General features: G+C 33.0%; 39 protein-coding genes and 6 pseudogenes. 13 read left to right on the top strand and 32 right to left on the bottom strand.

From position 1 onward, the window contains the following. Window positions 1-18 precede the first annotated feature (18 nt). Complete coding sequence (locus OWR28_RS01320) at window positions 19-420, top strand: hypothetical protein (protein ID WP_332385152.1); 402 nt, start codon at window positions 19-21, stop codon at window positions 418-420. A 17-nt stretch (window positions 421-437) separates the two neighbouring features. Continuing rightward, the gene (locus tag OWR28_RS01315) at window positions 438-608 is read left to right on the top strand and encodes a hypothetical protein (protein ID WP_332385151.1); all 171 of its coding nucleotides are present in this window, start codon (window positions 438-440) and stop codon (window positions 606-608) included. A gap of 72 nt (window positions 609-680) precedes the next feature. Here OWR28_RS01315 and OWR28_RS01310 read toward each other — a convergent pair whose 3' ends face one another. Then, window positions 681-899, bottom strand: coding sequence for a hypothetical protein (locus tag OWR28_RS01310; RefSeq protein ID WP_332385150.1), 219 nt, complete (start codon window positions 897-899; stop codon window positions 681-683). Then, window positions 899-1192: a thioredoxin family protein gene (locus tag OWR28_RS01305; RefSeq protein ID WP_332385149.1), complete on the bottom strand. Its 294-nt coding sequence runs from the start codon at window positions 1190-1192 to the stop codon at window positions 899-901. The genes OWR28_RS01310 and OWR28_RS01305 overlap by 1 nt, the downstream gene beginning before the upstream one ends. 164 nt (window positions 1193-1356) lie before the next feature. On the opposite strand from OWR28_RS01305, the gene OWR28_RS01300 reads away from it, so the two are divergent. From OWR28_RS01300 to OWR28_RS01280, 5 genes are all read left to right on the top strand, one after another. Continuing rightward, entirely contained in the window at window positions 1357-1848 is a 492-nt protein-coding gene (locus OWR28_RS01300; RefSeq protein ID WP_332385148.1) for a hypothetical protein, read from the top strand. Between the two features lie 45 nt (window positions 1849-1893). After that, window positions 1894-2673, top strand: coding sequence for a helix-turn-helix domain-containing protein (locus tag OWR28_RS01295; protein WP_332385147.1), 780 nt, complete (start codon window positions 1894-1896; stop codon window positions 2671-2673). A 177-nt stretch (window positions 2674-2850) separates the two neighbouring features. After that, a complete protein-coding gene (locus tag OWR28_RS01290) occupies window positions 2851-3276 on the top strand; it encodes a DoxX family membrane protein (protein ID WP_332385146.1) in 426 nt (141 codons plus the stop codon). Between the two features lie 12 nt (window positions 3277-3288). After that, complete coding sequence (locus OWR28_RS01285) at window positions 3289-3435, top strand: hypothetical protein (RefSeq protein WP_332385145.1); 147 nt, start codon at window positions 3289-3291, stop codon at window positions 3433-3435. Then, window positions 3426-3641: a cupin domain-containing protein gene (locus OWR28_RS01280; protein ID WP_332385231.1), complete on the top strand. Its 216-nt coding sequence runs from the start codon at window positions 3426-3428 to the stop codon at window positions 3639-3641. Before OWR28_RS01285 ends, OWR28_RS01280 begins: the two co-directional genes overlap by 10 nt. A 147-nt stretch (window positions 3642-3788) precedes the next feature. On the opposite strand, the gene OWR28_RS01275 is transcribed toward OWR28_RS01280, so the two are convergent. The 3 genes from OWR28_RS01275 to OWR28_RS01265 form a co-directional block, all read right to left on the bottom strand. Then, a complete protein-coding gene (locus tag OWR28_RS01275; RefSeq protein WP_332385144.1) occupies window positions 3789-3911 on the bottom strand; it encodes a hypothetical protein in 123 nt (40 codons plus the stop codon). Next, window positions 3904-4686, bottom strand: coding sequence for a cytochrome-c peroxidase (locus tag OWR28_RS01270; RefSeq protein WP_332385143.1), 783 nt, complete (start codon window positions 4684-4686; stop codon window positions 3904-3906). Before OWR28_RS01270 ends, OWR28_RS01275 begins: the two co-directional genes overlap by 8 nt. Window positions 4687-4930: 244 nt before the next feature. Then, on the bottom strand, window positions 4931-5374 hold the full coding sequence (locus OWR28_RS01265) for a DUF3291 domain-containing protein (RefSeq protein WP_332385142.1): 444 nt from the start codon (window positions 5372-5374) through the stop codon (window positions 4931-4933). A gap of 93 nt (window positions 5375-5467) precedes the next feature. Between OWR28_RS01265 and OWR28_RS01260 the strand changes: the two genes are divergently transcribed. Then, a complete protein-coding gene (locus tag OWR28_RS01260) occupies window positions 5468-5836 on the top strand; it encodes a winged helix-turn-helix transcriptional regulator (RefSeq protein WP_332385141.1) in 369 nt (122 codons plus the stop codon). A 150-nt stretch (window positions 5837-5986) separates the two neighbouring features. Here OWR28_RS01260 and OWR28_RS26720 read toward each other — a convergent pair. The 24 genes and pseudogenes from OWR28_RS26720 to OWR28_RS01140 all read right to left on the bottom strand — a co-directional run bounded on the left by OWR28_RS26720 (window position 5987) and on the right by OWR28_RS01140 (window position 19681). After that, window positions 5987-6489 (bottom strand): annotated as a pseudogene (locus OWR28_RS26720) (erythromycin esterase family protein). 258 nt (window positions 6490-6747) lie between these two features. Further along, window positions 6748-7218, bottom strand: a complete 471-nt coding sequence (locus OWR28_RS01250) for an erythromycin esterase family protein (protein ID WP_332385139.1) — start codon at window positions 7216-7218, stop codon at window positions 6748-6750. Window positions 7219-7330: 112 nt separating this feature from the next. Further along, window positions 7331-7591: an HlyD family secretion protein gene (locus OWR28_RS01245; protein WP_332385138.1), complete on the bottom strand. Its 261-nt coding sequence runs from the start codon at window positions 7589-7591 to the stop codon at window positions 7331-7333. After that, window positions 7585-7869, bottom strand: coding sequence for an HlyD family efflux transporter periplasmic adaptor subunit (locus OWR28_RS01240; RefSeq protein ID WP_332385137.1), 285 nt, complete (start codon window positions 7867-7869; stop codon window positions 7585-7587). Before OWR28_RS01240 ends, OWR28_RS01245 begins: the two co-directional genes overlap by 7 nt. Further along, window positions 7805-8632: a hypothetical protein gene (locus OWR28_RS01235; protein WP_332385136.1), complete on the bottom strand. Its 828-nt coding sequence runs from the start codon at window positions 8630-8632 to the stop codon at window positions 7805-7807. The genes OWR28_RS01240 and OWR28_RS01235 overlap by 65 nt, the downstream gene beginning before the upstream one ends. Then, on the bottom strand, window positions 8622-8846 hold the full coding sequence (locus tag OWR28_RS01230) for a hypothetical protein (RefSeq protein WP_332385135.1): 225 nt from the start codon (window positions 8844-8846) through the stop codon (window positions 8622-8624). The genes OWR28_RS01235 and OWR28_RS01230 overlap by 11 nt, the downstream gene beginning before the upstream one ends. A 15-nt stretch (window positions 8847-8861) precedes the next feature. Further along, a pseudogene (locus OWR28_RS01225) lies at window positions 8862-8957 on the bottom strand (hypothetical protein); the annotation flags it as partial. Between the two features lie 14 nt (window positions 8958-8971). Continuing rightward, window positions 8972-9886, bottom strand: coding sequence for an ATP-binding cassette domain-containing protein (locus OWR28_RS01220; protein WP_332385134.1), 915 nt, complete (start codon window positions 9884-9886; stop codon window positions 8972-8974). Between the two features lie 70 nt (window positions 9887-9956). Next, window positions 9957-10805: pseudogene (locus OWR28_RS01215) on the bottom strand (cysteine peptidase family C39 domain-containing protein); the annotation flags it as partial. Between the two features lie 9 nt (window positions 10806-10814). Beyond that, a pseudogene (locus OWR28_RS01210) lies at window positions 10815-11448 on the bottom strand (thiopeptide-type bacteriocin biosynthesis protein). 13 nt (window positions 11449-11461) lie between these two features. Then, window positions 11462-11677 (bottom strand): thiopeptide-type bacteriocin biosynthesis protein, encoded by a 216-nt coding sequence (locus tag OWR28_RS01205; protein ID WP_332385132.1) that lies wholly within the window; start codon window positions 11675-11677, stop codon window positions 11462-11464. A 16-nt stretch (window positions 11678-11693) separates the two neighbouring features. Continuing rightward, on the bottom strand, window positions 11694-12983 hold the full coding sequence (locus tag OWR28_RS01200; RefSeq protein ID WP_332385131.1) for a lantibiotic dehydratase: 1290 nt from the start codon (window positions 12981-12983) through the stop codon (window positions 11694-11696). Next, window positions 12983-13675, bottom strand: coding sequence for a lantibiotic dehydratase (locus tag OWR28_RS01195; RefSeq protein WP_494168416.1), 693 nt, complete (start codon window positions 13673-13675; stop codon window positions 12983-12985). Before OWR28_RS01195 ends, OWR28_RS01200 begins: the two co-directional genes overlap by 1 nt. Before the next feature lie 14 nt (window positions 13676-13689). After that, complete coding sequence (locus tag OWR28_RS01190) at window positions 13690-13920, bottom strand: hypothetical protein (RefSeq protein ID WP_332385130.1); 231 nt, start codon at window positions 13918-13920, stop codon at window positions 13690-13692. A gap of 58 nt (window positions 13921-13978) precedes the next feature. After that, window positions 13979-14272 (bottom strand): lanthionine synthetase LanC family protein, encoded by a 294-nt coding sequence (locus tag OWR28_RS01185; protein ID WP_332385229.1) that lies wholly within the window; start codon window positions 14270-14272, stop codon window positions 13979-13981. Next, window positions 14164-14940, bottom strand: a complete 777-nt coding sequence (locus OWR28_RS01180) for a lanthionine synthetase LanC family protein (RefSeq protein WP_332385129.1) — start codon at window positions 14938-14940, stop codon at window positions 14164-14166. Before OWR28_RS01180 ends, OWR28_RS01185 begins: the two co-directional genes overlap by 109 nt. Next, window positions 14898-15173, bottom strand: coding sequence for a lanthionine synthetase LanC family protein (locus OWR28_RS01175; protein ID WP_332385128.1), 276 nt, complete (start codon window positions 15171-15173; stop codon window positions 14898-14900). The genes OWR28_RS01180 and OWR28_RS01175 overlap by 43 nt, the downstream gene beginning before the upstream one ends. 66 nt (window positions 15174-15239) lie before the next feature. Beyond that, entirely contained in the window at window positions 15240-15425 is a 186-nt protein-coding gene (locus OWR28_RS01170; RefSeq protein WP_255816415.1) for a class I lanthipeptide, read from the bottom strand. 39 nt (window positions 15426-15464) lie between these two features. Beyond that, entirely contained in the window at window positions 15465-15659 is a 195-nt protein-coding gene (locus tag OWR28_RS01165) for a class I lanthipeptide (protein WP_332385127.1), read from the bottom strand. 112 nt (window positions 15660-15771) lie between these two features. Next, window positions 15772-16167, bottom strand: coding sequence for a GLPGLI family protein (locus tag OWR28_RS01160; RefSeq protein WP_494168414.1), 396 nt, complete (start codon window positions 16165-16167; stop codon window positions 15772-15774). Between the two features lie 375 nt (window positions 16168-16542). Next, on the bottom strand, window positions 16543-17718 hold the full coding sequence (locus OWR28_RS01155) for a hypothetical protein (protein ID WP_332385126.1): 1176 nt from the start codon (window positions 17716-17718) through the stop codon (window positions 16543-16545). A 241-nt stretch (window positions 17719-17959) separates the two neighbouring features. Next, on the bottom strand, window positions 17960-18247 hold the full coding sequence (locus OWR28_RS01150; protein ID WP_332385227.1) for a helix-turn-helix domain-containing protein: 288 nt from the start codon (window positions 18245-18247) through the stop codon (window positions 17960-17962). A 238-nt stretch (window positions 18248-18485) separates the two neighbouring features. Next, entirely contained in the window at window positions 18486-18872 is a 387-nt protein-coding gene (locus OWR28_RS01145; RefSeq protein ID WP_332385125.1) for a hypothetical protein, read from the bottom strand. A 56-nt stretch (window positions 18873-18928) separates the two neighbouring features. Beyond that, the gene (locus OWR28_RS01140; protein WP_332385124.1) at window positions 18929-19681 is read right to left on the bottom strand and encodes a hypothetical protein; all 753 of its coding nucleotides are present in this window, start codon (window positions 19679-19681) and stop codon (window positions 18929-18931) included. A 540-nt stretch (window positions 19682-20221) separates the two neighbouring features. Here OWR28_RS01140 and OWR28_RS01135 point away from each other — a divergent pair. From OWR28_RS01135 to OWR28_RS01115, 4 genes and pseudogenes are all read left to right on the top strand, one after another. Further along, window positions 20222-20686, top strand: a complete 465-nt coding sequence (locus OWR28_RS01135; protein ID WP_332385123.1) for a hypothetical protein — start codon at window positions 20222-20224, stop codon at window positions 20684-20686. Next, window positions 20596-21174 carry a hypothetical protein gene (locus tag OWR28_RS01130; protein ID WP_332385226.1) on the top strand — a complete coding sequence of 193 codons (579 nt, stop codon included), beginning with the start codon at window positions 20596-20598 and terminating at the stop codon, window positions 21172-21174. The genes OWR28_RS01135 and OWR28_RS01130 overlap by 91 nt, the downstream gene beginning before the upstream one ends. Next, the gene (locus tag OWR28_RS01125) at window positions 21134-21892 is read left to right on the top strand and encodes a hypothetical protein (RefSeq protein WP_332385121.1); all 759 of its coding nucleotides are present in this window, start codon (window positions 21134-21136) and stop codon (window positions 21890-21892) included. Before OWR28_RS01130 ends, OWR28_RS01125 begins: the two co-directional genes overlap by 41 nt. After that, window positions 21775-22430 (top strand): annotated as a pseudogene (locus OWR28_RS01115) (prolyl oligopeptidase family serine peptidase). Before OWR28_RS01125 ends, OWR28_RS01115 begins: the two are co-directional and overlap by 118 nt. Window positions 22431-22736: 306 nt before the next feature. Here OWR28_RS01115 and dnaK read toward each other — a convergent pair. The 3 genes and pseudogenes from dnaK to OWR28_RS01100 form a co-directional block, all read right to left on the bottom strand. Then, window positions 22737-24634, bottom strand: a pseudogene (gene dnaK / locus OWR28_RS01110) (molecular chaperone DnaK). A gap of 199 nt (window positions 24635-24833) precedes the next feature. Continuing rightward, window positions 24834-25283, bottom strand: coding sequence for a hypothetical protein (locus OWR28_RS01105; RefSeq protein ID WP_332385118.1), 450 nt, complete (start codon window positions 25281-25283; stop codon window positions 24834-24836). Next, window positions 25280-25528 (bottom strand): hypothetical protein, encoded by a 249-nt coding sequence (locus OWR28_RS01100; RefSeq protein ID WP_332385117.1) that lies wholly within the window; start codon window positions 25526-25528, stop codon window positions 25280-25282. The genes OWR28_RS01105 and OWR28_RS01100 overlap by 4 nt, the downstream gene beginning before the upstream one ends. Window positions 25529-25768: 240 nt before the next feature. On the opposite strand from OWR28_RS01100, the gene OWR28_RS01095 reads away from it, so the two are divergent. After that, on the top strand, window positions 25769-26116 hold the full coding sequence (locus OWR28_RS01095) for a hypothetical protein (protein WP_332385116.1): 348 nt from the start codon (window positions 25769-25771) through the stop codon (window positions 26114-26116). Window positions 26117-26129 lie beyond the last annotated feature (13 nt).

Genomic DNA, 26129 nt, shown 5'->3' with positions numbered 1-26129 from the left:
TTTTGTAAAAAAATAACCATGAAATATCTTTTTTATACCCCATTGATTTCGCTATCCCTGATCTCATGTGGAAACAATGACAATGTAATTGAAGATCCGAGACCGATTGAAAAAGAGGTGTACCAATTTGATTTCAAAAGTTATGCAGTAAAGGAAACTATTCTTTATACAGGGACATCCGGGAGTAAGACTCATCCTCAGGAATCTTTCTTGAGCAGTTACTGGAGTACCTATCAGCAACCGGCATGGAAGAGAATTGTTCTCGATCTTAAAAACAGCTCTATACAACTGATTGCCGGAAATTCTGCTGATGCGGTCTATAATATCAGAATCAGCAACGATTCCGTATTGATTAATGATAAAGCTTCGAAGAGTAGGTATATAGGTGATTTTAATAAAAGAGCTCCACTTTTACTTTAAAGAGAACATTGCAGTACATGAAACGTGAACCGAGAGATAACGGTAATGGCCTTACAATTGTTCAGAACGTATCTTTCGGTATGACACAATATGACAATATGTTTGGAATCCTGTTTACCACTCCTTCTGAAATGATAAAATCGGGAGATCAGGTTTTATGGAGTAATATTGAATATTATTATAAATAGCTGCAATCTGCAGGTTACCATATAAAACATCCCCCAAAATGAATCTATTTTGGGGGATTACTTTTCTTTGTTTTATTTCTTCACAAACACTTTCTCTATTGCCTGTGCTTCTTCTTTACTCAATTTTGAAGATTTTTCAATCTTGGCAATGAAAGCCGTTACTTCTTCCGGTGTTGCCGGTGAGCCCAGATTCTCTCCTTTGGCATCAAAAGAATCAGCCAGCACTTCTCCCTTCGGGTTCAGAATCAGCCAGAAAGGAAGCCCTGCATTTTCGCCATTATATTTATTCATCAGCTCTTGTCCGCCAGGATTTTCAAGGCTTTTTTATCTCCTCTTTCCTGCACATCTATATATGCCGTGACAAACCTTTTGTCAAAAATAGGTTTGGTTTCAGGAAGGTCCATATTTTTCTCCATCATTTTGCACCATTTGCACCATGAAGCATGGAACACCAGTAGAACATTTTTCTTACCAGCTTTAGCTTCCGTAAAAGCTTTATTTACTACAACATCTGCTTTTTCCTGAGCTGCACCCAACTGAAATAACAACAGGGTTACAACGATAATAATTTTTGAATATTTCATTCTGAATTTTGTTTAAGTCTACACGAATTTAGGTATTTAATCGTTCAATTATTTTATTTAACTTTAAATAGTTTATAAATAATGAGGAATAAATATTTTTATGGATTTTTAATCACCTTCAGTTGCATAGGGTATAACGCCCAGGTTTCTGATAAGGTAAAAAAATGGCACAGCCTTTAGACAATATCTCATATGCAGAGTCACCTAATATTGGAGTTGGAGGTGAAGAAAGCAAGATTTATAATCAATTTAAAAAAATTGCCAAAATAGCAAGTAATGATGAGCTCTATTATTATGCGATGAATGGCAGCAATGCTTTAAAGGTTTATTCCGGCAAAGAATTATTTAAAAGAAATGATAAAAGATTCTTAGATGTCTATACCTTCTATTCTAACCATCCTTTCATCATGAAATATACTCTAGGGTGTGCCGGAGAAAATAAAAACATTTCAGAGCTTTTGAAAGATGAAGTATATTCGGCCCAGAATTATATTTCATTACGGGATCAGTTATTAAAAAATAAAGATAAGCAAGATGAAATATCAAAATTACAACTAAGCCAAATCAAGGATCACGGCTATGGCAAACTTACGGAAGAAAATGTAAACTTAATAAAAAAGCAGTTAGAAAAAATTGATAACGAAAAATCAAAATAAAATTTATCCGTTCAAGTTAATATTCAACTTTTAACAGATCAAACAATGATTGAAATAAGAAAATACTCCAGGCAGGCAGGATATCCTGAACCGCGACGGGTCATCAGATACACCTTATTCTGGTGCAGTCAGGGAAGTGCTGAAATCCTGATCGACGAAAATACTTTCATTCTGAAAACCGGTCAGACCGTAACCATTACATCAGGACAGTTTCATCAGTTAAAATCTGTTGAAGGAGAACTTACAGCCCTGAATTTTACCCTGGATTTTTTCTGTAAAAGCGACAGTGATATTGAGCTTATTTTCCACAACGGGCTTTTTTGCCATTTCGGAATGAATGAAATGATCACCGTACGGCATCCTGCATTTTTCACTGAAACCCTGAATAAGATTGAAAAAGAGATTCAGGAACAGCCTTACCAATATCTGATCTCAATCCATTCGCTGGTTGAATTGCTGCTGGTAGAAATCAACCGCAGTAAAATTGCCAATGGTGATGAAATCTGGAAACCGGATGCTTTATTCTTAAAATTCCTTGAAAGTGTAAGGGATCATTTTAAAAACAATTATCAGGTCTCTGATTTCGCTGATCTCCTCGGGACTACCGAAGCCAAACTGAATGAGGTTTCAAAGCTTCATACCAACAAAACTGCACAGAATGTGATCTACAGCCTTACCATTTCTGAAGCCAAAAGACTTTTGATGTATGAAAAACTGACCGTAAAAGAAATTGCTTACAAACTTGGGTTCAATGATCCTTTTTATTTCTCGAACTTTTTAAAAAACATACTTCACATTCTCCCAAAGAGTATCAGAAAACCGTAAAGGAAATCTAAAACAGTCAGAAAGGGTTTTACTCTAAAAAATAAATAACTTTACAATAACTTTCAGGTTCCCTTCTTCCCTCTCAAATATTACATGCTTTTCCCGGAATTGTCTATTCTTTAGGCAACGGCTTTTGCTGAACTTTGTACTGTAATTAAAACCAAAAAAATTATATGTATGAAAACGCAACAGGATATCGCCGTTTTTCTATTAAGAATAGCTCTGGCTGTCGGATTTTTATCTGCAGTGGCAAGCAGGCTTAGTCTTTGGGGAGCTCAATCTTCCGGCTGGAAAAGATTTGTAAACTATGCTGCTGAAACGAATTCGTTTTTACCCCAATCCTGGGCGCCTGCTATTGCTGTATTATCTACTACAGCTGAACTTTCAATAGGTATCTTTCTGCTTCTGGGATATCAGTTAAAAAAGACAGCTTTGTGGGCCTCCATTCTTACTTTATTATTTGCTGTTGCGATGAGTATTTCTTACGGCATTAAAGAACCTCTGGATTATTCGGTTTTTGCATTCAGTGCCGGAGCATTTCTATTAAGTACTTTTGCCCGCTACGGATGGAGTTTAGACCAGCTTTACATCAATAACAATTAAAATTTATATATCATGAACACCAACATCCACGATTACATCGTAAAAACAGAGCAAAAAGATTGGCATCCTTTAATTGAAAAAGGGATTCATTATGAAGGTATTTTTGTAAAATCTTTAAAATTTGATCCTGAAAAAACCGCTCTACCAGCATACTTTTAAAATTTGAGCCCGGAGCCAGCTATCCTTATCACAATCATCCTGCCGGAGAGGAACTATTTATTATGGAAGGTGATGCTGCTATTGCCGGAGCCCGGCTTGAAAAAGGAGATTACCTGTATACTCCGCCAAATTTTAAGCATTCTGTAAAATCTGAGCACGGCTGTATCATTCTTTTTGTAGTACCGGAAGAAGTGGAAATTCTTTAAGACGATTATAAAACCACAGTAAAAGTTACTGTGGTTTTTATGACTTAGGTAACACCGGAGGGGGCATTTTGTATTTGTAACTGTTCAGGGTTTTCAAAAATGCTACGATATCAAAAACTTCGTCATCTGTCAGGCTCAGCTTTTGTATCATTCCGGATTTGAAAGGAAATTTAGGATCATTGATCTGATTTCCTTTCGGAATTTCTTTACCATTCCGGCATTGTACGTCATAACAACGTTCGCCAGCTCAGGAAAAAGTCCGTTATGCATATAAGGTTTGTTCTCTGCAACTTCTTAATGCAGGTGTTTTGAATTTTCCTATATCTTCATTTCTTTCAGTAACGAGATATCTTCCCAGATCTTCATATTGCGTTCCGTAGTAAGTTAATCCCAGATTATGAAATTTCTGATCAGAGAAGTAGGGTGTATTATGACAATTGATGCAATTTGCCTTGGTTCGAAATAAATGAAGACCGTTGATTTCAGAATCTGTTAAAGCATCTTTCTTTCCACTAACAAATTGATCAAACCTTGAAGGCGGACTTACCAGAGAACGTTCGAATGTAGCAATAGCTTTTGAAATCTTCTCTTCTGTCACTTCTCCATTTCCGAACGCTTTTACAAAATAGGGTTTATATTCTTCAATCTTACTGATGTTCTTTGCAGCCATTGACATATGAAGATTCATCTCTACCGGGCTTTCAATAGGTGCTTTCACCTGCTCCTCCAAAGTTGCGGCACGGCCGTCCCAAAAGAATGATTTAGCATATCCTATATTGATCAAAGAAGGGGCATTTCTGGTTCCGGTCTGCTTATTGTGTCCAACAGAAACCCTGCTTCCGTCTGACCATGCTGTTTCCGGATTATGGCAGCTTGCACAGGAAATTTGTCCGCTTCCTGACAATCTCGGATCAAAGAATAACATTCTTCCCAGTTCCATTTTATCTTCAGAATATAGATTATCTTCAGGAAATTTCATCTCAGGCAAAGGCCCGATATCCTGAAAACCTCCTTTCGCTTCTTCAAATAAGTGAGGGCCGGCCATTTACTCTGATCTCCGCTGCTGTATAACGTACGCAGTTCTTCCACTGTATATCCTGCAGGATCATTAGAAGTATAACTTAGTAAGCATATGATTCCGGCAACCGCCAGAAAAGCGATATATCTGTCTTTCATTTATTTCAATACAATACTGAACTGCACAAAGATAACTTTATTAACATACTTATTGCAAAGGTTTTCAGCACTGCCCTATTAAAAATATCAGATATAAAGGTCTTACATTACAGCTATAGTGCCTGAAAAACATTCTGAAAATTAAATGCATAGGAAGAGGGACCATGGTCCTGTAAATATTCTAAGCGCTTCAATGCTTCATCAATACCCGGATATTCATCATTTTTAATCCACCACAGTGCATAATAAGCTTTTCCATATTTTTGAAACCATTCTTTTCTTCTTCTCAGAAACTCAACGTGGAATGTCTTATAAGTAAAATATTCCAGCGATTCTATATTTCTCCATACAGATAAATTGATGATAACCTGCTCGTCATTTAATGGATTAAAGCCTGTAGCATTATTTTCATCATCTTTCAGCCTCCAGATAAAGCCATCACTTTCCTCTGCCAATTGGTTTACCGAATCAAGATGGTTCACAAACTCTTTCATTACAGGGTCTTCAATGTTGGTTCCAATCATTCTGGCAACATTAATTTGTGCTAAGTGGTACATTTTTTCTATTTTTATTATTCTGATTAATATTGTGTAAAAATAAATCCTGCACTGTTAGCATGAAATAACTATCCATATAGATACTATTAAAAAATGAAAAAAGAATGTGAGCTTTCCTATATCAATGTTGATCAGAAATCTTATCCCTGCGCAGTAAGTTTCGTCATGGATCTCATTGGAGGAAGATGGAAAGGAGTTATCCTCTGCCATTTAAAGAATGGGGATAAAAGGTTTGGCGAGCTCAAGAAAGAACTTTCTTTTATTACAGAAACCACCTTAAGTATTCAGCTGAGACAACTGGAAAGAGATCAGTTAATAACACGAACAGTCTTCGGAACGAAACCTCCCGTGAAAGTTGTATACAGTCTGTCAGATCTGGGTCTTTCATTTATCCCTTTACTGGATCATATCAATGACTGGGGTAAAATGATTCTGGAAAATAGAAAAAGTCATAAAAATTGACACAATGCATGGGATATATCTAGATAAGTAGATTTCCTTTATTGATTTTCCTGTGGAAAATTTCTTACAATATCTCATTGTAATCAGTACCAAGTTATGAATCCAAGTTTGAGAAAATTTTACGCCGATGTCCCGTTGGCTGCACGGTCTTTATTTTGAGTTACCATTTAAAAGCTTTGAATTTGTTGACTTATTTATAAATATCAAATAATCAAAAGATTTAGCAACATTGGTTTTAAAAAATTCATTTTTATCTGTACCTGATCCTGTTTTACGAAATAGAATATCTTCCAAAATCCAGTTACCAAGTTTGTTGTTATCCTTTCTGATTGCCTTTAGATCCAGAATAAAAATTGGAATATTGAGTGAGTTAAGCCTATATTCTAATGTTCCGGGACCTGCTTTTTCTGAATTATAGGTACCGATCTTCCCATCAATACTTGCAGAATAAGTACCTTCATAAAAGCAAATCCAAAATTTACAAAATCGTCAGCATATGCTTCATTGATACAATAACCCATTCTGTCCGAATTTAATTTTGCAATGTGATAATTATGAGCCGAGACAATTACCTTAGAATTCAAATAGTTTTCTTTTAACCATTTAATATTCTCCGCCATGAATTTGTCTCTCCTAATAAAATTGAGCTGGATGTATTGTCTAACAATATCTACATTTTGCAGGAAGCGCGATTTTTCTTCCGGTTTTTTTATTGATGTACTTTTTTCTTTTATTAAAAACAGATATTCCGATAAAATTTTTTGGCTTTTTTAGAATAAGTCCTGAAACCTCTGTTGTTTTCCTTTAAAGTTGTTTCCAGATCATTAATCTCTTGCTCAGGCAACTGATTTTCCTGGTATGTTTTTCTTATTTGATCTATCGCTCCTTTAGCATATTGCATATCAAAGCCATCAAAAAAACTTTTGAATCATGATTTTCATTGTATTTTTTAACCATTCAACGAAATTTAAGGTTTCTTCGGTTTGCCACAGCCAAAAATACATTCCCTTTAGAATATCTTTGGGATTTTCTTTTTCTTCCTGAATATACTGATTCATTAAAAAGCTTTCAGGCATGTTGGCTTCGAGTGAAAAGACATTGAAATTTTTATTGGTTATCAAATATTCACTTATTCTATATTTCATTTGATATATTTCACTCGAACCATGAGTAGATTCTCCTAATCCAACTATTTTAGAATTTCCAATGAGTTTGTTTAAGATGAGCAAATCACTATTATCTTTTTCGTCAGGATTAAAAGTTTTTATAGGATATATAAACTTTGAAATGTATTCTTTCTCTTCAGGATTTAAATTATTTTTTGATTGTGCACTGATGGTTACAAAAAACAGAACCAAAATAAAGGATAATTTCAAATTCATTTACTACTTATAATTAGATTACAATTTTACAAAAAATATTACTTAAAAAATCCAGTATAAGTTTAAATAATGCTCGATACCAGCACTTATTTTTTAAGTCGTAAATCATTTGTTATAACTGATAGCCTAACAGTTTTCTGATCTGGTAAAAAAAGCGTTCAATCAACCTAAGATCTTCTGTGACGATTTCTGCATTGCCTCTGAGTTCTTTGTCAAAAGGAAGTTTTTTGTTATAAGATGTTTTCAACCCTTTTGGAAGGATAATATCAACGTAATAATTTCCGCTTTCGTCTGGAGAAATAGAGATATTCTGTACTTTCCCTTCTACAATACCATATTCCTGAAAACGGTAGTTATCCAGTTTTATCAGCACTTTTTCCCTGAAGCAACTTTACCTGAATTGACAGAAGGAATCTGCATTCTTCCAACCAACACATCTTTGTTTTTAGGTAAAACGGTTACCATAACATCTCCGGATTTCACGAACTGATTTTCACCAAAGAACTGCTGAAAACTTACGATTCCATCAGTTGAAGAGGTAACGAGGTAGTTTTGCTCCCATTGCTCCAGGGATTTTCTGAGCTGTTCAAAGCTGTACCACTTGGGAAGAATAATTGATCTTGTCTTTTTCAGAACTGATATTTGCAGCACTTTTGGTTTTGTTAAGATTAGAAATTCCCTCCTGTAACTGTGATAAAGAAATAGTGATATTTTTTAAATTCTGTTCTTCCTGTAAAAATTTAACTTTTTCATTTTCCAGTTCCATTGTGGCAATCACGCCCTGATCGTGTAAACTTTGTGAACGCTGGTAGTTTTTCTTTGTCAGTTCATATTTTACCATTTCAAGGTTTCTCTGTTGCTGTAAAGTGGCAATTCTGTTTTTATATTCAGATAAATTCTGGCTGGCCGCAAGGTTTTCCGGAGCATAAGGCTGTAATTTTGTAAACATTTTTTCATCCTGCAAAGCTTTTAAAAATTGATTAAAATCGCCCTGGAGCTCACCTAATCTAAAACCGGAGGTTTCACCTACCGGAAAAGAAAATACCTGATCCGGAGCAGTGGAACCTATCAATTCTCTAAGTTTCAGAATATCCTGATAATTAGCTGTGGATTGCAAAACCATTAAAACGTCATTTTTCCTGACTTCCTGATGGTCTTTAATTAAAATTTTTTCGATCTTAGAATTAATTCTTGCCTGAAGCTTTTCTGGTGGTTCTTTTGATGTAACAGTAATCGGGGCCGGAACAAATTCCGGATATTTGATAAACCAGCTCATGATCAAAACCATTACAAGAATAATGAAAATAACAGAGTTTCCCCAACGGATCATCCAGTGCGGCGGTTGTGTCAGAATATCCTGAACGCTTTCTGACCGCAGTTCAATACTATCTAATATGTCTTTTTTAGTTTCCAAGTTCCAGTTGATTTTTAACGAGTCTGTAATATTCACCTTTCAGTGCAACTAATTCTGTGTGATTCCCTTGTTCCACAACTTTCCCTTTATCCAGAACAATAATTTTATCGGCGTGCTTTACAGTGGAAAGACGGTGCGCAATAACAATTGCTGTTTTCCCTTTGAAAAATTGTTCCAGATTTTCCATAATAACTCTTTCATTATTGGCATCCAAAGCAGAAGTTGCTTCATCAAAAAAGATATATTCCGGAGATTTGTAAACCGCCCTTGCTATAAAAAGCCTTTGCTTTTGTCCCCCTGAGACCCCAACCCCTTCATTACCGATTTTGGTATTATAGCTTAGAGGAGGTCTTCCACAAAATCTTTAATATTGGCAATCTCAACAGATTTTCTTAATTTTGATTTGTCAATATAATCTTCACCAATAGCGATATTATTAGCAATCGTATCATTGAAAACATAACCTTCCTGCATGACAACTCCACAATGATCTCTCCAAAACCTTGGTGATATATTTCTTAAATCAGTATTTCCTATTTTGATATCTCCTGAATTGGGTTCATAAAATTTCATTAATAACTTTAGTAAAGTGGTTTTCCCGCTTCCACTAGCTCCCACAATAGCAGTAGTTTTTTGATAAGGAATTGTTAAATTCAGATTCTCAAAAACAAAAGAATTAGCACCAATATACCGAAAAGAAACATCCTGTATTTCCCAATCTTTTTGGGGAATTTCTGTTATGTATTGTTCATCAGTACTTTCTTCATCTTCTTTATCATGAATTTCACCTAATCTTTCAAGTGAAATTTTAGCGTCCTGAGCCTGGCGGATAAAATCTACTAATTGAAATAACGGACTGTTTAGCTGTCCAATAATATATTGAACCGAAAGCATCATTCCAAGGGTCAGATTTCCGCTCAACACCAGTTTAGCAGAAAGAAAGCTTACCAAAATATCTTTCATCTGATTAATGAAGTTTCCGCCGACTGATTGCCATTGCTCCAGGGATAGCGATTTGATCTGGATTTTAAATAATTTGATCTGCAGAAATTCCCAGTCCCAGCGTTTCTGCTTTTCAGCATTATGCATTTTGATTTCCTGCATTCCATTAATGAGTTCGATCACTTTGCTTTGTTCCTGCGAAACCTGAGAAAATCTTTTGTAGTCCAGCTCTTTCCTTTTTTGAGAAAAAAGTAATCCAGCCAATATATAAAACAGCACCCGCCAAATATACCAAGAACAATTTATAATCATAAAACAGTAAAACGATACTGTAAATAATGAGATTAACCAAAGAAAATAATGTATTGAGCGAAGAATTGGTCAGCAATTGCTCAATCCTGTGGTGATCGTTGATTCTCTGCATAATATCTCCTGTCATTCTTGTATCAAAAAAACTGATAGGAAGTTTCATCAATTTGATAAAAAAATCGGAGATGATGGAAATATTGATCCTTGTAGAAAGATGTAGTAAAATCCAGCTTCGGATAACTTCGATACCTGTCCTGCCTAAAAATACCATAATCTGAGCCAGCAGAACCAAATAAATGAAATTAAGATCCTGATTCTGTATGCCTACGTCTACAATGCTTTGGGTAAGAAATGGGAGAATTAGTGATAATAAACTCCCTGCCAACAAACCAACGGACAGCTGAAATACCAGCGATTTATACTTCAATAAATACCTGGATAAAAAGCTAAAACTGGTTTTGTTATTAGTTTCATCAAATTCATTCTGATAAAAGGCGGGTGTTGTTTCCAATAGTAATGCAATCCCTTCTTCTGTGGTTTCATTAGCATTTTCACCTATCCAGAATTTAATGAATTCTTCTTTTTCATAGGTTATTAACCCATAGCTTGGATCAGAAACATATACCTTTTGTAATTTGTCAATTTTGTACACAACTACAAAATGAACTTTATTCCAGTGGACAATGCATGGAAGAGGAATTTCTTCCACAAATGTCTGGAAATCAGTTTTTATCCCTAGGCTTTTAAATCCTAAATTCTCAGCAGCATTGCTTAGTCCTAGTAAACTACTGCCCTCTCTTGTTGTTTCTGATAAATTTCTTATTTGCTGGAGCTGAATGGCCTTACCATAATACTTACTGATAATTCGCAAACAGGTAGGACCACAGTCTTTGAAGTCTGGTTGTTTATATGAAGGAAACATTTGAGTTTTTTATGGAAGAGTTTTCACACTGTTTTCTATGGCATGCTTCGATTTGTAATATCTAAATAGAAAATCATAACAAACCATCTCATGTGCTCTATTTTTAGATTTAAACAAACGATTCATCATCATATGAATGTGGCTTGCCATAAGATTATTGATATTAACATCTAAGGATTTTGAATTATGCAATGTTAAAATTTCATCCTTTAAATTTATAATTCTCTGATTTCTTTCATTAATTATTTCATAAATATTATTTGTATTTTTACCCTCAATTGTATTTGTAATATCCTGCCTGTTGGCTCTGAATTTATCGCTCAAATTAGAATTCAAAATTTTTGTTTTTCCAAATTCTGTTTTAAAAGCAATACTTAACTGCTCCATAAAATTCTTTTTATCAGACAATTGATACTGAAATAGATTTAAAAAATCATCAATTGCCTTTAAACCGAATAGCCATCTTAGATTTTCGTCCTTAAAGTTTTCCAAATAATTTACAGTCATCACACTGTCCAAAAAATAATTGCTCTGAAACCTCCATTGTTTTAAGACCATATCTTTCTATTTCCTTATTATAAGTATCCAGCTGAACTTTCCAAATAATAAATTCTTCAATTAAAGGCAATAAAATAGGGTGCATTCTTGAAGTAATTTCATAAAAGAGTGGGATCAGTACATTTGAATCTTATGCGTAAGTGATATTTTGGATCATTATATCGAATAAAAAACCATTGATCTATAACATTTTCTTCAATGAGTTGATCTGCAAGAGGCTTGATTTTATCTTCAAGTATTTCATCAGCAGATTTTGTCCCCATATACAGCTTATAATAAATCCAGTTCCCTCCAGGTATGTTATATGCTCTCATATTGTTGTGCATACTATTAATTTTTGTAAAATGACATTATAATTTCATTGGAAAAGTTATGTCCGGAAGAATCTTTAACGACTTGTTTGTCTTGATTAAAAATAAATTCAGTCAACTTAAAATTTGGTCTGGTTCTGACCGTTTCAATAAACATCTCCACAGAGGTCAGGTTGTTTAAATTGATAAGCAACTCATTATCACCTTCACTTAAAAGGATTAAATCAGGAAGAGAAAATTGCTGCTTGAAATCTTCTACCTTTTTTTGCAGATTGTTTTGCTTTTTCCCTTCAATTAAAGATTTTATATCATCAATACTAAAATTCCAAGAAGCATAGGAAAGAATGATATTTTTATATTCTATTCTGGGAATAAATTTATATAAGTGATCAAAATTGCTTACATCGATATATAATGCAGAATAATTATTCAATTGCATATCACTTAAAAAATGATAGATGGGAAGAGTATTACTGTTGGAATAATTATGGGCATTCGTTAATCTCGGCAATATCTCTTTATTATGAGCTTTGGATCGCAAAACAATTTTATTATTTCTCACGGATACCATGATATCTTCTAGACTTATCTGTTTGTCTAAAGGTTTGTTAGAACGAGCCAAATACGGAATTTCAAAATTTCTAAAATCTGGTCTGGATAAGATGTTCCCAACTCTTGCTTCCGGAAGGTGAACTATCTCTGCAATAATTTTATCTGAGTTATAATCTGTTTCGAAATGAATGATCTCGTTGACCAATTTATTTATATTCTCATCACTGTGGCAAAATCTTGCTAATAAATTGGCTCCGCTCCCTCCTCCGCCACCTGAGAATTTTATCTTGGAAAGATTGTTTTCTTCAACAATTTCAATCATTAGAGATATTGTTTCAGGTAAATCTTCATACGTAACTTCAGGCAGAAAGGAAAAATCCTTATCTTCTAATGTTATTATTAAATGGTTTTGTTGAATAGCACTTATTATCTTTTTCTGAATGATATCATCAATTACTGTCCATTTTATTTCTTTTGGCTCCTTTATGTCCTTGTCCGGGGGCAGGATTAATAAATCATCAATTAAAGGATTGTCATCATTGGATTGTGTATTAAAACCATATCCAATACCTATCTCCGGATCTAAAACTTTAGATATAGGCATTTCATGATCTTCATATCTTTCATAAAAGCCTTCTTTAAATTGATCCAAATAATTTTTAGCTTTATTTTTTCTTAGTCGATTAACAAATCTGATAGCCTGTTCAATATCTTTTATAATTTTTTTATCAATGGAATTATGTTGAGTTGAAATCACTAAATCGCATTGAAAAAGGTATTTAAGATCAAAAGGAATTTCTTTTTTCCAATCTTATTACTTATATCAATGTATTTTTCTAATGAGTTGCCAATTACCTGGTCTATACTCTCCAACTCTTTTTCAATTGAATCTATAAATGTGAGATACTCATTCTGAGATTCAAATTTGTCTTTTAACACATTAATGAGCTGATTAATATATTCAAGTCCGGATACAGACGGTTCAATTTCACTTACAAGAATTTGGTTTTCAATCAACTCTTCTACAAAATCCTTGGCTTCTTCATAGTCAATATCTTCCTCAACCAGATTGTCAATAATCTCATTAATATATAATCCCCTTTTAGAAATAGTTATAATTTCTTCTAAATATTCCGAAAAGTCAACAGCAACAATGTCATAATGTCTGATATTGTCTTTATAAAAGTATTCTATATATCTTAACTTGTCCCCAATTCTGTAAATACTGGAATTAGGATAGAATTTCAAGCACTCTCTTATCTGTTTAATCTCTAACAATTTATCAGATAAAGCCACTGCATAATTCATATCCAGCCTGGTATGGCGTTGATGGTTTGTTGGGTTATCCAGTATTATTTGGGTTTGGTCAGAAAAACTTCCAACAGAACAACCTGCAAATAATCCATATGGAGTACATCTGGAGGACATTCTTGAAAGATATTTTAAAATGCTGTGTTTTAATTTTATTTTTTCTCAGCATCAGTAATTTCACCATTTATCCATCTATCAATTTGAGAAGAAAGAGAAGGGGATGCTAAAAATATGGCTTCACGAATGGTTTCATTTTGGCAAGTATCAATCAATTGCTGATCGGATATGATTTCTGCAGATGTTAAATCTTTAAAAAAATCTAATGATAAAAGAGGTGTTCTTAATACGAACTTTTCAAAAGGAAGATATTGTGATCTTTTCATAATCAATGTTAAATTTATTCTAACAGGAAAATAGAATCCCACTGTATTGAAGAACTGTTTAATAAGTTATCAACAAAAAAACTCCTATTCCTGCTATTCCGTCTAAAAGTCCTAAAGCAGCTTGTTTACCTCCTGTGCCTGTATTCTTTAGGTAACCGGCCAGACCTTTCTTTTCAGTAGAAAGAGATAAAGTGAGTTGAGTAAATTTTTTGTATAACTCCAAAAATCTAGTATCTCCAGTTATTAAATACCATTTTTTATGATAATAAGCCACGGAAATGGTTCCGTGACAAAATCCCGGATCACAACTTTCTTCATGTAATAATGCTGTTCCAAGGAGTCTCTCTTCAATGTGGATAAAGCTATTTCCTTAGAAATATTAATTAAATTTTCATCATTTAATGTCTTCCCAGCCTTATAAAGTCCATAAGAGACTGATTGATCTCCATAGCACCAGCCTAAGTGAATATTGTAAAGCGCTGTTTTTTTATTCACTGCTATGCTTGGAAATAAGCAAAATCCGTCTTCCTGTTCATTTTTAAATAGTAAAACTGTCTTTACGCTGCTTTCTAACGCTTCCTTCACTTTCTTGTTATGAGGGAAAACTTCTAAAAACTTTGAAAATAATAAAATAAATGAAATATGCCCGTGTGCCAGGCCAAGATTTGTTTTGTGCAAATCCGTTGAAGTTTGTTCGATATCTTTAACTTCTAATGCTCTTCTATAATCGCATTCTACTATTTCTGATAGTTTTTCAAATAAGATTATGATTTTTTCGGAATAGATTTCTTTTCTCTCTCTGGAAAGAAAATAATGGGCAAGGCCGGAAACTCCATGAAGAAAATCTACCTGCTCCATGATATATTTGCTTTCGATATTATCTATGTAGGAAAGAAAGTGGTCTACAGTATCTAATAAGATTTCATCGAATGTTTCAAGAGCTTCGGAGAGATCAATATTGATGTCTCCTGACTTTTCTAAAAATTCAGCATATAGGCTATTCCTGCAAGTCCCAGGCAATAAGTTTTAGGAATGGTTTCCTCTCCTTCATTTAATCTTTCAAAAATAACATTGAGTACCTCTTCTATTTTATTCAGATATTTTGGTTCGTTATAGTGTTTATATAACATATAATAGAAGATAGGAATACCACTAATTCCCGTAAGTAAAGAAAGATCTGAAATATAAGGTTCTTTATGCCAGCTTTGGTTTATTACACTTTCTATCTCTAATAATTTATTCTTTATACTCATTACGCGTTTATAATACAAGCTCTATAAAATTATAGAGCTTGTTGGTTAATAGTTTTTATCCAATGTTTAGTTTGCAGGCTCTATACAGTTGTTAGTTTTAGAAGGTCCATCACCTCCATTAGTACACCAACAACAAGTAAAATCATTCCAAGAACTGCTTGCAGAAGCTTTACCTCCGTTAATAGAAGCAGATTGTTCTTTTGTTAATTTTACAACTCTCTCTTTGTTTAATGATAATTTTTTCTGTTTCATGATAAAAAATTTAATAGTTCTAGTTTTTAAATTCTATAATTAGCTACATGCAAAGCATTCAGAAACAGCACAAGTATTCCAAGAATCTTTTGTACCATCACCTCCAGTACAAAGTCCACAAGTAAAATTATGTCTTGTACTTACTGCTAGTTCCTTTCCACCTTTTATAGTGGAAGATTGAAGATCTGTCAGTTTGCTGACTTTCTCTTTGTTTAATTTTAATTTTTGTTTCATAGTTTGAAAATTTAATTGTTGATTTTTAATAATAAAAGTCGACTTTATATAGTTATTTGATCCGGATAAAATTTAATTAGGATATACAATCGCTCGATTGAGTTCAATAGGGTTATTGTATTTTTATATTCATTCGTAAAGATTCATTGATCTCCCTCATATTTACAGCGTTTACTTTTGTACCATCATTCAAAAAGAATTCTTCATTTTTAGAATCACCAACACTATTTTGAATAAAATTCACCGGGGATTCATAAAATTTTATCTTGGTACTTTTGTATTTCTCCCATTCAACAGCAATGGCCTGCTGTTTGGATATTTCTATAAATTGATTTTCTTTTTTTCCATTGTATTTTTCAGACTTTACCAGTTCAAATCTATAATTACTCTTATCATCATAGAGTTCTACAATTAAACCAGGTAATCCGTGAAATTTATAGGGTCCATCCTGAAAAGGGATTTCTGTAGTAAACCAGGCTGTCCAGTTTCGTCCGCCCCAATTGGCCACTGCTTTTTGCAACGACAGTTCTTTGATTTTCTTTTTTCACCAGTCAATTTCCAGTTTTGGAAATCTTTTGTTTGTAATTTTAGAATCGTATTTTCCAGTAAGTCATATTCATTATAATTATTGTCTCCAATTCTATGGGTGATAATGGTTGAAGTATTTAACTTCATATTTTTTGGAAAAGGGATATTATGGCTGATTAAAGAGTCTGCAATAAAAAGTCTCTTGTATAATACAGCACTTCACTTTTATTAATGTCTAAAAGATAATTCTCTTTTGCGGTAAGATTTGAAGTTGAATCCTTTTTGTATTCAACATCATAAACAAATCTGTGTGTTTGAGAATTGGCGAAAAAATGATAATAACATTAATAAAAAACTATTCCTGATATGATTTTTCATCTATAAATTTTTGTTCTTCTTCTGATAATAATATGCTGTTATTTTGCTTTTCCAGTTTAGGAATATTCTCCCATATTCTTTTGGTCAGGTCAATCTTTTTCTGAAGACCGGTTGTTTCTGTCTCAGTAAACTTTTGAAAGATGATTTCTCTGCTAAAGCTGTTTTTTTGCTTCTTTCCATCATAGGTACAATAACTAAAACCTTTGGTTCCTGAAATAGAAGGAACATACTTTCCGTTTATTTTGTAAAAATCATAGTAGGTAACACCGTTTCCGACTTTGAATTCGTACTCTAATCCATTTTTAGTTTTTACTTTATAAGACGGATACTTGCTTTGATCATATTGCAGTTCGTAATGAATAATGGTTTTATCCATTTTTTGATACACAATTGTTCCTGTAACCTCTATTTCCGGGTTACTGATTTTATAAACAATAGTCTGTTCATCATTAGAATCATCAACAATTCTGCCTGAGAACTTTGCATCTTTTGTCTTGAAATAATAATTAACCCGGGCTAGTTCGTAGTTGAAAAAAATGTTTCCAACAAAGTCTTTGGACTGGTTCAAAGATTGTCCTTTGCAAAAATCATTTTCGGAAATAGTAGATTTGAAATATTTTACAGAATCTATTTCCATTTGGATGAAATTATCAAATCTTTTATTAAAAGCTTCCTTATAATTGTAAGTATTGGATTCCATCCAAAGTTTACCATTGGTTATCAGAAGGAAGCTTAAATTATCATCATCGCTATTTTTTTGTCTGTAAAGTATATCATATAGAGAGTGTTGATCATAATATCGTTTCTCATAATTTTTTAAAACATCTGAAAAGATCTTCTTGATATCAATATTTATTATTTTAACTTCATCAATATCTTTATATAATGGTTTTAATTTTATAATTGAACTATAATTAACAAATTTTTCCATTTCATAACCAGACGCTGAAACTTCCAAATTGTTTGCATTTTCAGGCAATAAAATAAAACCATCATCATTGCTGTATAACACTGTATTTGATAAAATAATTCTTGCGTGTGGAATTGGATTACCGCTTTCTGAATCTACAATTTTTAACTTCAAAGATTGTGCATGAAAAAATCCTAAAATTAAAAAGAGAAGAAGAATACTGTAGAATTTTGCTTGTGTCATGTTTACTCGTTTCGATTGCAAACATACACCGTTATAATCAGTCACAAAAAAACTTAAATATAGATTTATAAATTTATAGATTTGATATATAAATCTATACCTTATAATGGCTGTAATTCATTAAAACCAGCCTGTAAAACATTAATTATTCCATTGATTATCAGACAATAGAATCACAACACATTCCCTCAATAAAAGAATGTCATTTTACACGAAAATTTTTACATATAAAAATGATGAATTATTCCTGAGACTGGTTAATTTCTTTAATATAAGTCCTCAAAATGGTTCCGGTCTTTTTTCGAAAAGCTGAGGCAAAAGCCTGTTCATTATTATAACCTAATTCTTCAGCAACAACAGTTAATTTATAAGAACGGAATTTTTTATCCTGTACTAATCTGTTCAGGGCATAATCTATTCGAAGATCATTGAGATAAGAAGCAAAGTTCTTTTCTTTATAAGTATTAACCACATCAGACAAATAAGCAGAATTGGTTTTAAAATCTTTTGCAAGACTGTTTAAAGTAATACCTTTTCGTAAAAATAATTCGTTATTCTCAAATCGTTCTAATTCCTTCAGAATCTTTTGTACAGTATCCTCTGAAATATTTCTAATTACAGATTTTTCAATCTTTGAAGCGGCCTCAATTTTAGAAGGAATAAAATCTCTTTTTTTCTTCCTTTTCCTCTACTTCTGATTTCTTCTCATTAATAGATTTTATTAAATCTTGAGCAATTTTTCGATATTTTTTTCTGACTTTTTAGATCTATAAAAGAAAAATCCTACAGCAATTAGTGCCAAGAACAAAACTCCCAGACCAGAAAACAAAAATATTTCTTTTTTCTAAATCGTTGATAATATTTTCTTTTTCTTTTAAGAGTTTAGGGGCATCATATTTTCTTGGTAGTTCTCTAGATATGTATTTAAATTGGGAATCAAGAGTTTTATCAACATTTAAGAACCTTTCAATATAATAAAGTTGTTTTTCTTTGTCTCTTTTCTCTTTATAATAATCTACAAGATAAGTGTAAACATCACGGAGCTCGGGAAAAGTATTATTAGTTTTTTGAATAATAGAATCAATTTTAACAAAATTCTCTGCAGCTTTATCTTTTTCATTAGAACTTAAGTATGATTCTCCTAAGTATAACATGGTATAATTAGCATCAAAATCAAGATTATTCTTTAAAAAATATTTTTTACAGATTTCTAAGTTGGATATAGCATTGGAGTAATTTTGGTTTCCAAATTATATCTGCCCAACAAAATTAAATACTTGTTATATCTTTTTATTTCATTATTTTTTGATGCATCATTAAGTCCTTTTTCTATTAATTTCAATGCCTTGGCATACTCATAAATATCAATATATGCATCTGCCAGACTTATTTGAATGTGTTCAATATCTTGGGGAGTTAAAAATTCAGGATGTCCGTAATAGTATTCCAGAACCTTCACGGTCTCTTTATGTTTTCCAATATATCCATTTAGATAAGCAATTTGAAGATCAGCGATAGCAATCTGTCGTTTATTGTTATTTTCCTTGGCATGGCTTAACGCAATTACAAAATTATCCAAGGCTAATTTTTCGTTGTCATAATCAAAATACAATTTGCCTCTTAGCAGATAGATACGAGCAGGATATCTATTATCATGCAGTCTATTACTAATGGATTCTAAACTATCTATGTATTTTAAGGAGGTCGCTAAATTTTGATTATACTGCATGAATACATACCCTTCAGCAATATTATTAATGATCATTTCTTTCTTTGCCTTTTTCAGGTAATATTCAGCAATGATTTTAGATTCTTTAATTTTATTATTGTTCTTGTAATTGTAGAATTTTTCTTCTAATTCCAAATAGTCATACTTAGACAAAGTATCAATTAAAACTTTATTTTGAGAATAATATTGGTTGTATGCTAATAAAAGAAAGAAAAAATATTTTAGGCTTTTCATAAACTAAAGTATGCGGTACAAAAATATCCATTTTATTGATCACAAGTAATATAATAAAAGCTATTTTTAGTATTATAAATGAAATTTATTTTTTAATACTACAATTGAAAATTATCATTCTAAAAAATTCAATTTACAATACTCAAATCTTTATAAATAAAAAACTATAGATTTATAAATTTATAGCTCTAATTCCAACAGGATTCGAAAAATATCATTTTATTTGCATAATTAAATAAGTTAAAAATTTCAAAATGAAGAAGAACATTAATGAGAAAAGCTTTCGCTTAACAAAGTAAAAATCTCAAAAATTAACAATTTAAACTCTATTAAGGGGGAATAATAGGTTTAGAAGAAAAGATTAGGACTTGTGCTTTTCCAGATAATGCTAGTAAGGATCCACAGGAACCGATCAAAATTTAATCAAAAAATTTTTGAATTTTACCTCGGGGAAGAAGAGTCAAGGTTTGAAAAGACACAGAGCTTTTCATCGAAATAAAAAATTATTTTCAGTAATTCCCCAGTAGCCTTACCCCGGGGTTGTTTATTCTAATATCAAATGAAAATATATATATTTATTTTTTTTCACTATCCTTGGGTGCGCAAAAAACAAATTTAGCACCTTCTGTACCTGCTACTGATCATTATTTTGGCACTAAAATCATTGATGATTACAGAAATCTAGAAAATTTAAAGGACTCTGCAACCGCTCAATGGATGAAATCTCAGACAGATTACACTAATTTTTTGATTAATAAAATCCCTAATAGAGATTATTACCTTAAAAAACGTTTAGAATTTGATAAAAGGCAAGGCTATTCAGTATCTGATTTCGTAATAACGAATAATGACAGATATTTTTATCTGAAAAAGGTTCTGAAGAGAAAACTTCAAAAGTTTACTATAGAAATGGGATTAACGGAACGGAACAATTACTATACGACCCGGATAGATTCATATCCCCTTTTAAAGATTCCTCGGATAAATCTAAACATCAATTTTTAGTCAATCTATTAAGTCCCAGCTGGGACGGAAGCAGGTTGGCTGTTTCATTGACGGAAAATGGTAAAGAAATTTCTCAAATTATTGTAATAGATGTAGAAAATAAATATGTTCATCCGGAAGTTGTGACTAACACTAATCCTTCCAGCATTGGAGGTATTAAATGGTTACAGGATAATTCAGGATTTTTTTATGTTTATTATCCTGTCATTGACAGTAATTCTAAAGATTATGGAAAAAATGTTCAAGCAATCTTATATAGAATAGGTGAAAATCCCAAAAAATTGAATAATGTATTTTCCAGATCTAATAATCCGAATTTAAATATAGAGGAAAACACATACCCGGCTATTATGGCATTTAATGCTGATGATAAGTATTACATAGGAAATTTAGTAGATTCAGAAGACTTTAGGAGAACATTTATTATCAGTAAAGAAGATTTATTAAATGGTAAAAAACCTGAAACCTTTATATACGAAAGAAGATAAAATACCATATATGCGGTTAGCCGGAGATGATATCTATTTTTTATCCGGCTATAATAATACTTTGAATTACAAACTCTGTAAGACCAGCGCTAAGAATCCAAACTTCAAAAATCCGCAAATATTGGTCCCTGAGATGGCAGATGAAGTGATAACAGGATATGCTGTAACGAAAGATGGAATATATTATACCAGAACAAAAAACGGTGTAGAAGCAAAATTATATTTGTACAAAGATGGAAAAGAAAGAAATATAAAAACTCCATTTGTATCAGGAAATATATATTTGGAAGCGAAAGGAAAAGATTTTTCGGATATATGGATTAGTTGTTCAGGCTGGGCAAATGATGAGCAAAGATTTAAATATGACTTGCAAAAAAATGAGTTTACTCCAGAAAATATTGCTCCGCTCATTGAATATCCTGAATTTAAGGACATTGTAGTTGAGGAAATTACGGTAAAGTCTCACGATGGTGTAGAAGTTCCATTATCTTTAATTTACAATAAAAACATTAAAAAGAATGGAGAGATTCCAGTTCTTATGAATGGTTATGGTGCTTACGCTGAGTCATATTCTCCATACTTTTCTGTTAGTTATTTATTGTGGGCAAATCAAGGAGGAATTGTTGCTGTTCCGCATGTAAGAGGAGGTGGAGAAAAGGAGAACAATGGCATATTGATGGACAGAAATCTAAAAAACCAAATTCATGGAAAGATTTGATTGCCTGTACCGAGTATTTAATTAATAAAAATTATACATCACCTAAGAAAATAGCCATCCTGGGGGAAGTGCAGGTGGGATATTAATGGGAAGAGCAATGACCGAAAGACCGGAGCTTTTTGGTGCGGTAATTATAGAATCAGGAGTGCTAAATACTTTGAGAAACGAGTTTGGAGGCGTAGGAAAATCTGCTGCTCAAGAATATGGCAATCTAAATAGTCCGGCTGATTTTAAGGGACTATTGGAAATGGATGCTTACCATCACATTAAAAAAGGAGTTAAATATCCTGCAACTCTAATCACATCGGGGATTAACGATCCAAGAGTTGCTCCCTGGATCCCTGCTAAATTTGCCGCTAAATTGTTAGCAGATAATTCTTCCGACAAACCTATTTTGTTGAAAATAGATTATGCCGGAGGTCACGGAGGTGCTATACCTGTAGCACAGCGTTATGCTAATATTGGAGATATTTTTGCGTTTGCTTTATGGCAATTAGGAGTGCCAGCTTATCAGCCAATCGGAGATATTACCAAATAAAAACGTTTATAACTTAACTCCTTAATTTTTTCCTTGTTATCCTTCTTTCCTGAAAAAGAAAAGCTTAGGTACAAGTATAATTATTTACTGAAAATCATATCCATAAGTGCATTTTAGCTGCACTTATTTTTTTCTGTTTTTTTAAATATCCAGCTACTTCCATAAATAAAATTGTTTTTCGGAGTCTAGATCAAAGCACACATTTCCTTCCTACTAAAAAAAGAAATCAGAATATAAAAAACAAAATCCCTATAAGCATTTGCTTATAGGGATTTCTTATTTTATTAATTGTTATTTAAACAATCATTATTTTACTTCTTCGAAGTCTGCATCCTGTACATCTTCAGCTCCGGTATTTCCACCAGGATTCTGAGCACCTGCACCTGCATCTGCACCCGGCTGTTGACCAGCTGCATATAATTCTTCAGAAGCTGCCATCCATGCTGCATCTAACGCCTCAGTTTTAGCTTTTACGTCATCAGCATTTTTAGCTTCGAAAGCCGCTTTTAATTCTGTGTGAGCTGTTTCGATTGCCGCTTTTTTGTCAGCAGAAAGTTTCTCACCGAATTCTTTCAATTGTTTTTCAGTCTGGAAGATCAATCCGTCAGCTTTGTTGAAGATTTCAACTTCTTCTTTTTCTTGGCATCAGCAGAAGCATTTTCCTGAGCTTCTTTTTTCATTCTTTCGATTTCTTCGTCAGAAAGGCCTGAAGAAGCCTGGATTTTGATAGACTGTTCTTTACCTGTACCTTTATCTTTAGCAGATACGCTTAAGATACCGTTAGCATCAATATCGAAAGTTACTTCAATCTGAGGAACTCCTCTTGGTGCCGGCGGGATATCTGTAAGATCGAATCTACCGATTTCCTTGTTATCATTGAACATTGGTCTTTCCCCCTGTCCTACTCTGATGCTTACAGCTGGCTGATTGTCAGAAGCTGTAGAGAATACTTCAGATTTTTTAGTTGGGATTGTAGTGTTCGCTTCAATTAATTTAGTGAATACAGATCCCATTGTTTCGATTCCTAAAGAAAGCGGAGTAACGTCAAGTAGTAATACATCTTTTACATCACCTGTCAATACACCTCCCTGGATAGCTGCACCAATTGCTACAACCTCATCCGGGTTCACTCCTTTAGATGGTTTTTTACCGAAGAATTTTTCTACTTCTTCCTGGATGATCGGGATTCTTGTAGAACCACCTACAAGGATTACTTCGTCAATATCAGATGTTGATAAACCTGCATCTTTTAATGCTTTGGCAACAGGCTCCATAGATCTTCTTACAAGGTCTGCAGATAATTGCTCGAATTTAGCTTTCGTTAAAGTCTTCACCAAGTGCTTAGGACCTGTAGCAGTAGCCGTGATATAAGGCAGGTTGATCTCAGTCTGAGGAGAAGAAGATAATTCAATTTTAGCTTTTTCAGCAGCTTCTTTCAATCTTTGAAGAGCAATGGCATCTGCTTTTAAATCCACACCTTCTTCAGCTTTGAATTCATCAGCCATCCAGTTGATGATCACATCATCGAAGTCATCACCTCCTAAGTGTGTATCACCGTTTGTAGATAATACTTCGAATACACCATCTCCCAAATCAAGGATAGAGATATCGAAAGTACCTCCACCAAGGTCATATACTGCGATTTTCTGATCTTTATGGTTTTTATCAAGACCGTAAGCTAACGCTGCAGCTGTAGGTTCGTTGATAATTCTTTCTACTTTAAGGCCGGCAATTTCACCAGCTTCTTTAGTAGCTTGTCTCTGTGCATCATTGAAGTATGCAGGAACAGTAATTACCGCTCTTGTTACTTCCTGTCCAAGATAATCTTCAGCTGTTTTCTTCATTTTCTGAAGAGTCATTGCTGAAATTTCCTGTGGTGTATACTCTCTATCGTCGATTTTTACTTTTACAGTATCATTTGGTCCTGCTACCACTTCATAAGGTACTCTTGAAATTTCCTGAGCATCTTCTTTAAAATGAGTTCCAATAAATCTTTTTATAGAGTATACTGTCTTCTTTGGATTCGTTACCGCCTGTCTTTTTGCAGGGTCACCAACTTTTCTTTCTCCATCTTCTGTAAAAGCTACGATAGAAGGAGTCGTTCTTTTACCTTCTGCGTTAGGAATAACAACAGGGTCTTTACCTTCCATTACAGCAACACAAGAGTTGGTTGTTCCTAAGTCAATTCCAATTATTTTACTCATAATATTTTATATTTTTTCTATTTTAAAATTTAATTTACACTCTCAATTTCTCAATATCTGTACCATTTGAAGAATTATGACAAAATGACACAATAAAAATAAAAACCCCTTTATAATGGGGTTTTTGAAATTGTATTCAGGAAAAAAATCATTTTTTTCAACATAGATATGTCAACTTTAGTCCATCCAATCTGAGATTTCATTTACTTTCTTTTAAAACCTGAATTAAAAAATATCCCAGATCCGGATCTACAGGATATATTCTTCCTGTATTAATGGCAACTCCCGCTCCGTTAGATCCAAAACCTGCTCCATCTAAACCCATGCCTGAAAAGCTGTAGAATTTATTAAACTGTTCCGGTTTCCATTTTACCCAGACTGCCATTCCTGTAATCCCTCCTTTTACTATTTTCACTTCTTCGTTGTCCTTTAGAGCTATAGCGGCAAACGTATTGTCTTTTACTTCTTTTTTCTCTCCGTTTACTTTAAATTTTGAAGTATCTCCACCGTTTACAACAGGTTCTCCGATGATATATACTTTATTCTTTTCAATCAGTGTACTTTGATACTTGATATCAGAATCCTGAATGTGGTAAGTATCCAATACCAGTTCAGATTCATTTTGGGAATCTCCTTCCTTGAAACTCACAATGTGATAAGCATTTGCCCCTGAATTTTTGCTTCATCAGCAATGGCTGTAAATAAATGCCCCATATAGGTATTGGGATAATGTGCTTTGTACTGCCCTACAAATGCAGATTTATAGTTTTCCTGATTCTGTAAAGGAATCATGAATTTCTGGGATGATAAATTCTCCAGTTGTCCTTTTTTCAGAATCTCTACATACTGACTGTATATCAAACCAGATAACTGCAGCAGAAGTATGGTTATCAATTTTTCATGGTTAAAAAGTTTTTATGATTCCTTGAAATATTTCTCAAAAAAATAAACATCCTGGGGTAACCTCAGGTTATTCACAACATAAATATACTGAAAACCAATTACTTTACAATAAAACACGATAATTAAAAATAATAATTCACTAAATCTTCAAAAATTAATCAAAGTTTAACCTAAGAAATAGAGAAAGAATCTTCATGAATTATTATTTTTGATAAAATATACACATTCAGAATGTCATTACACTTTAATCCTAGAGATATTACATGGCTCGCCTTTAATGAAAGAGTTTTGCAGGAAGCCATGGACGAAAAAGTTCCCTTACATTTAAGAATACGTTTCCTTGGCATCTTCTCCAATAATTTGGATGAATTTTTCAGAGTGCGTGTTGCCGGATTAAAACGTGCTATGGATTTTAAGGAAAAGGTGATTGCCGAATCTTTCTATCAGCCGCCATCTAAAATCCTTCAGCGAATTAATGAAGTAGTGATGAAACAACAGCTGAATTTCGATAAAACCTGGAAAAAAATCCAGGCCGAAATGGCTGATCATAAAGTTTTATTAAAAATGCCAAAAACCTGACCGCCAAGCAGAA

The organism is Chryseobacterium sp. 1B4, from assembly GCF_036631475.1.
Taxonomy (GTDB): domain Bacteria; phylum Bacteroidota; class Bacteroidia; order Flavobacteriales; family Weeksellaceae; genus Chryseobacterium.
The sequence above is the reverse complement of the archived record's forward strand: the minus strand, read 5'-3'. Positions and strand labels throughout refer to the sequence as shown.

Coding starts and splice junctions, on each gene's coding strand:
- OWR28_RS01320 (WP_332385152.1), top strand. CDS start 19: ATGAAATATCTTTTTTATACCCCATTGATTTCGCTATCCCTGATCTCA.
- OWR28_RS01315 (WP_332385151.1), top strand. CDS start 438: ATGAAACGTGAACCGAGAGATAACGGTAATGGCCTTACAATTGTTCAG.
- OWR28_RS01310 (WP_332385150.1), bottom strand. CDS start 899: ATGAATAAATATAATGGCGAAAATGCAGGGCTTCCTTTCTGGCTGATT.
- OWR28_RS01305 (WP_332385149.1), bottom strand. CDS start 1,192: ATGAAATATTCAAAAATTATTATCGTTGTAACCCTGTTGTTATTTCAG.
- OWR28_RS01300 (WP_332385148.1), top strand. CDS start 1,357: ATGGCACAGCCTTTAGACAATATCTCATATGCAGAGTCACCTAATATT.
- OWR28_RS01295 (WP_332385147.1), top strand. CDS start 1,894: ATGATTGAAATAAGAAAATACTCCAGGCAGGCAGGATATCCTGAACCG.
- OWR28_RS01290 (WP_332385146.1), top strand. CDS start 2,851: ATGAAAACGCAACAGGATATCGCCGTTTTTCTATTAAGAATAGCTCTG.
- OWR28_RS01285 (WP_332385145.1), top strand. CDS start 3,289: ATGAACACCAACATCCACGATTACATCGTAAAAACAGAGCAAAAAGAT.
- OWR28_RS01275 (WP_332385144.1), bottom strand. CDS start 3,911: ATGCATAACGGACTTTTTCCTGAGCTGGCGAACGTTGTTATGACGTAC.
- OWR28_RS01270 (WP_332385143.1), bottom strand. CDS start 4,686: ATGGCCGGCCCTCACTTATTTGAAGAAGCGAAAGGAGGTTTTCAGGAT.
- OWR28_RS01265 (WP_332385142.1), bottom strand. CDS start 5,374: ATGTACCACTTAGCACAAATTAATGTTGCCAGAATGATTGGAACCAAC.
- OWR28_RS01260 (WP_332385141.1), top strand. CDS start 5,468: ATGAAAAAAGAATGTGAGCTTTCCTATATCAATGTTGATCAGAAATCT.
- OWR28_RS01250 (WP_332385139.1), bottom strand. CDS start 7,218: ATGAATTTGAAATTATCCTTTATTTTGGTTCTGTTTTTTGTAACCATC.
- OWR28_RS01220 (WP_332385134.1), bottom strand. CDS start 9,886: ATGATTATAAATTGTTCTTGGTATATTTGGCGGGTGCTGTTTTATATA.
- OWR28_RS01205 (WP_332385132.1), bottom strand. CDS start 11,677: ATGAGAGCATATAACATACCTGGAGGGAACTGGATTTATTATAAGCTG.
- OWR28_RS01190 (WP_332385130.1), bottom strand. CDS start 13,920: ATGAAAAGATCACAATATCTTCCTTTTGAAAAGTTCGTATTAAGAACA.
- OWR28_RS01175 (WP_332385128.1), bottom strand. CDS start 15,173: ATGAGTATAAAGAATAAATTATTAGAGATAGAAAGTGTAATAAACCAA.
- OWR28_RS01170 (WP_255816415.1), bottom strand. CDS start 15,425: ATGAAACAGAAAAAATTATCATTAAACAAAGAGAGAGTTGTAAAATTA.
- OWR28_RS01165 (WP_332385127.1), bottom strand. CDS start 15,659: ATGAAACAAAAATTAAAATTAAACAAAGAGAAAGTCAGCAAACTGACA.
- OWR28_RS01155 (WP_332385126.1), bottom strand. CDS start 17,718: ATGACACAAGCAAAATTCTACAGTATTCTTCTTCTCTTTTTAATTTTA.
- OWR28_RS01145 (WP_332385125.1), bottom strand. CDS start 18,872: ATGTTATACTTAGGAGAATCATACTTAAGTTCTAATGAAAAAGATAAA.
- OWR28_RS01140 (WP_332385124.1), bottom strand. CDS start 19,681: ATGAAAAGCCTAAAATATTTTTTCTTTCTTTTATTAGCATACAACCAA.
- OWR28_RS01125 (WP_332385121.1), top strand. CDS start 21,134: ATGGTAAAAAACCTGAAACCTTTATATACGAAAGAAGATAAAATACCA.
- OWR28_RS01095 (WP_332385116.1), top strand. CDS start 25,769: ATGTCATTACACTTTAATCCTAGAGATATTACATGGCTCGCCTTTAAT.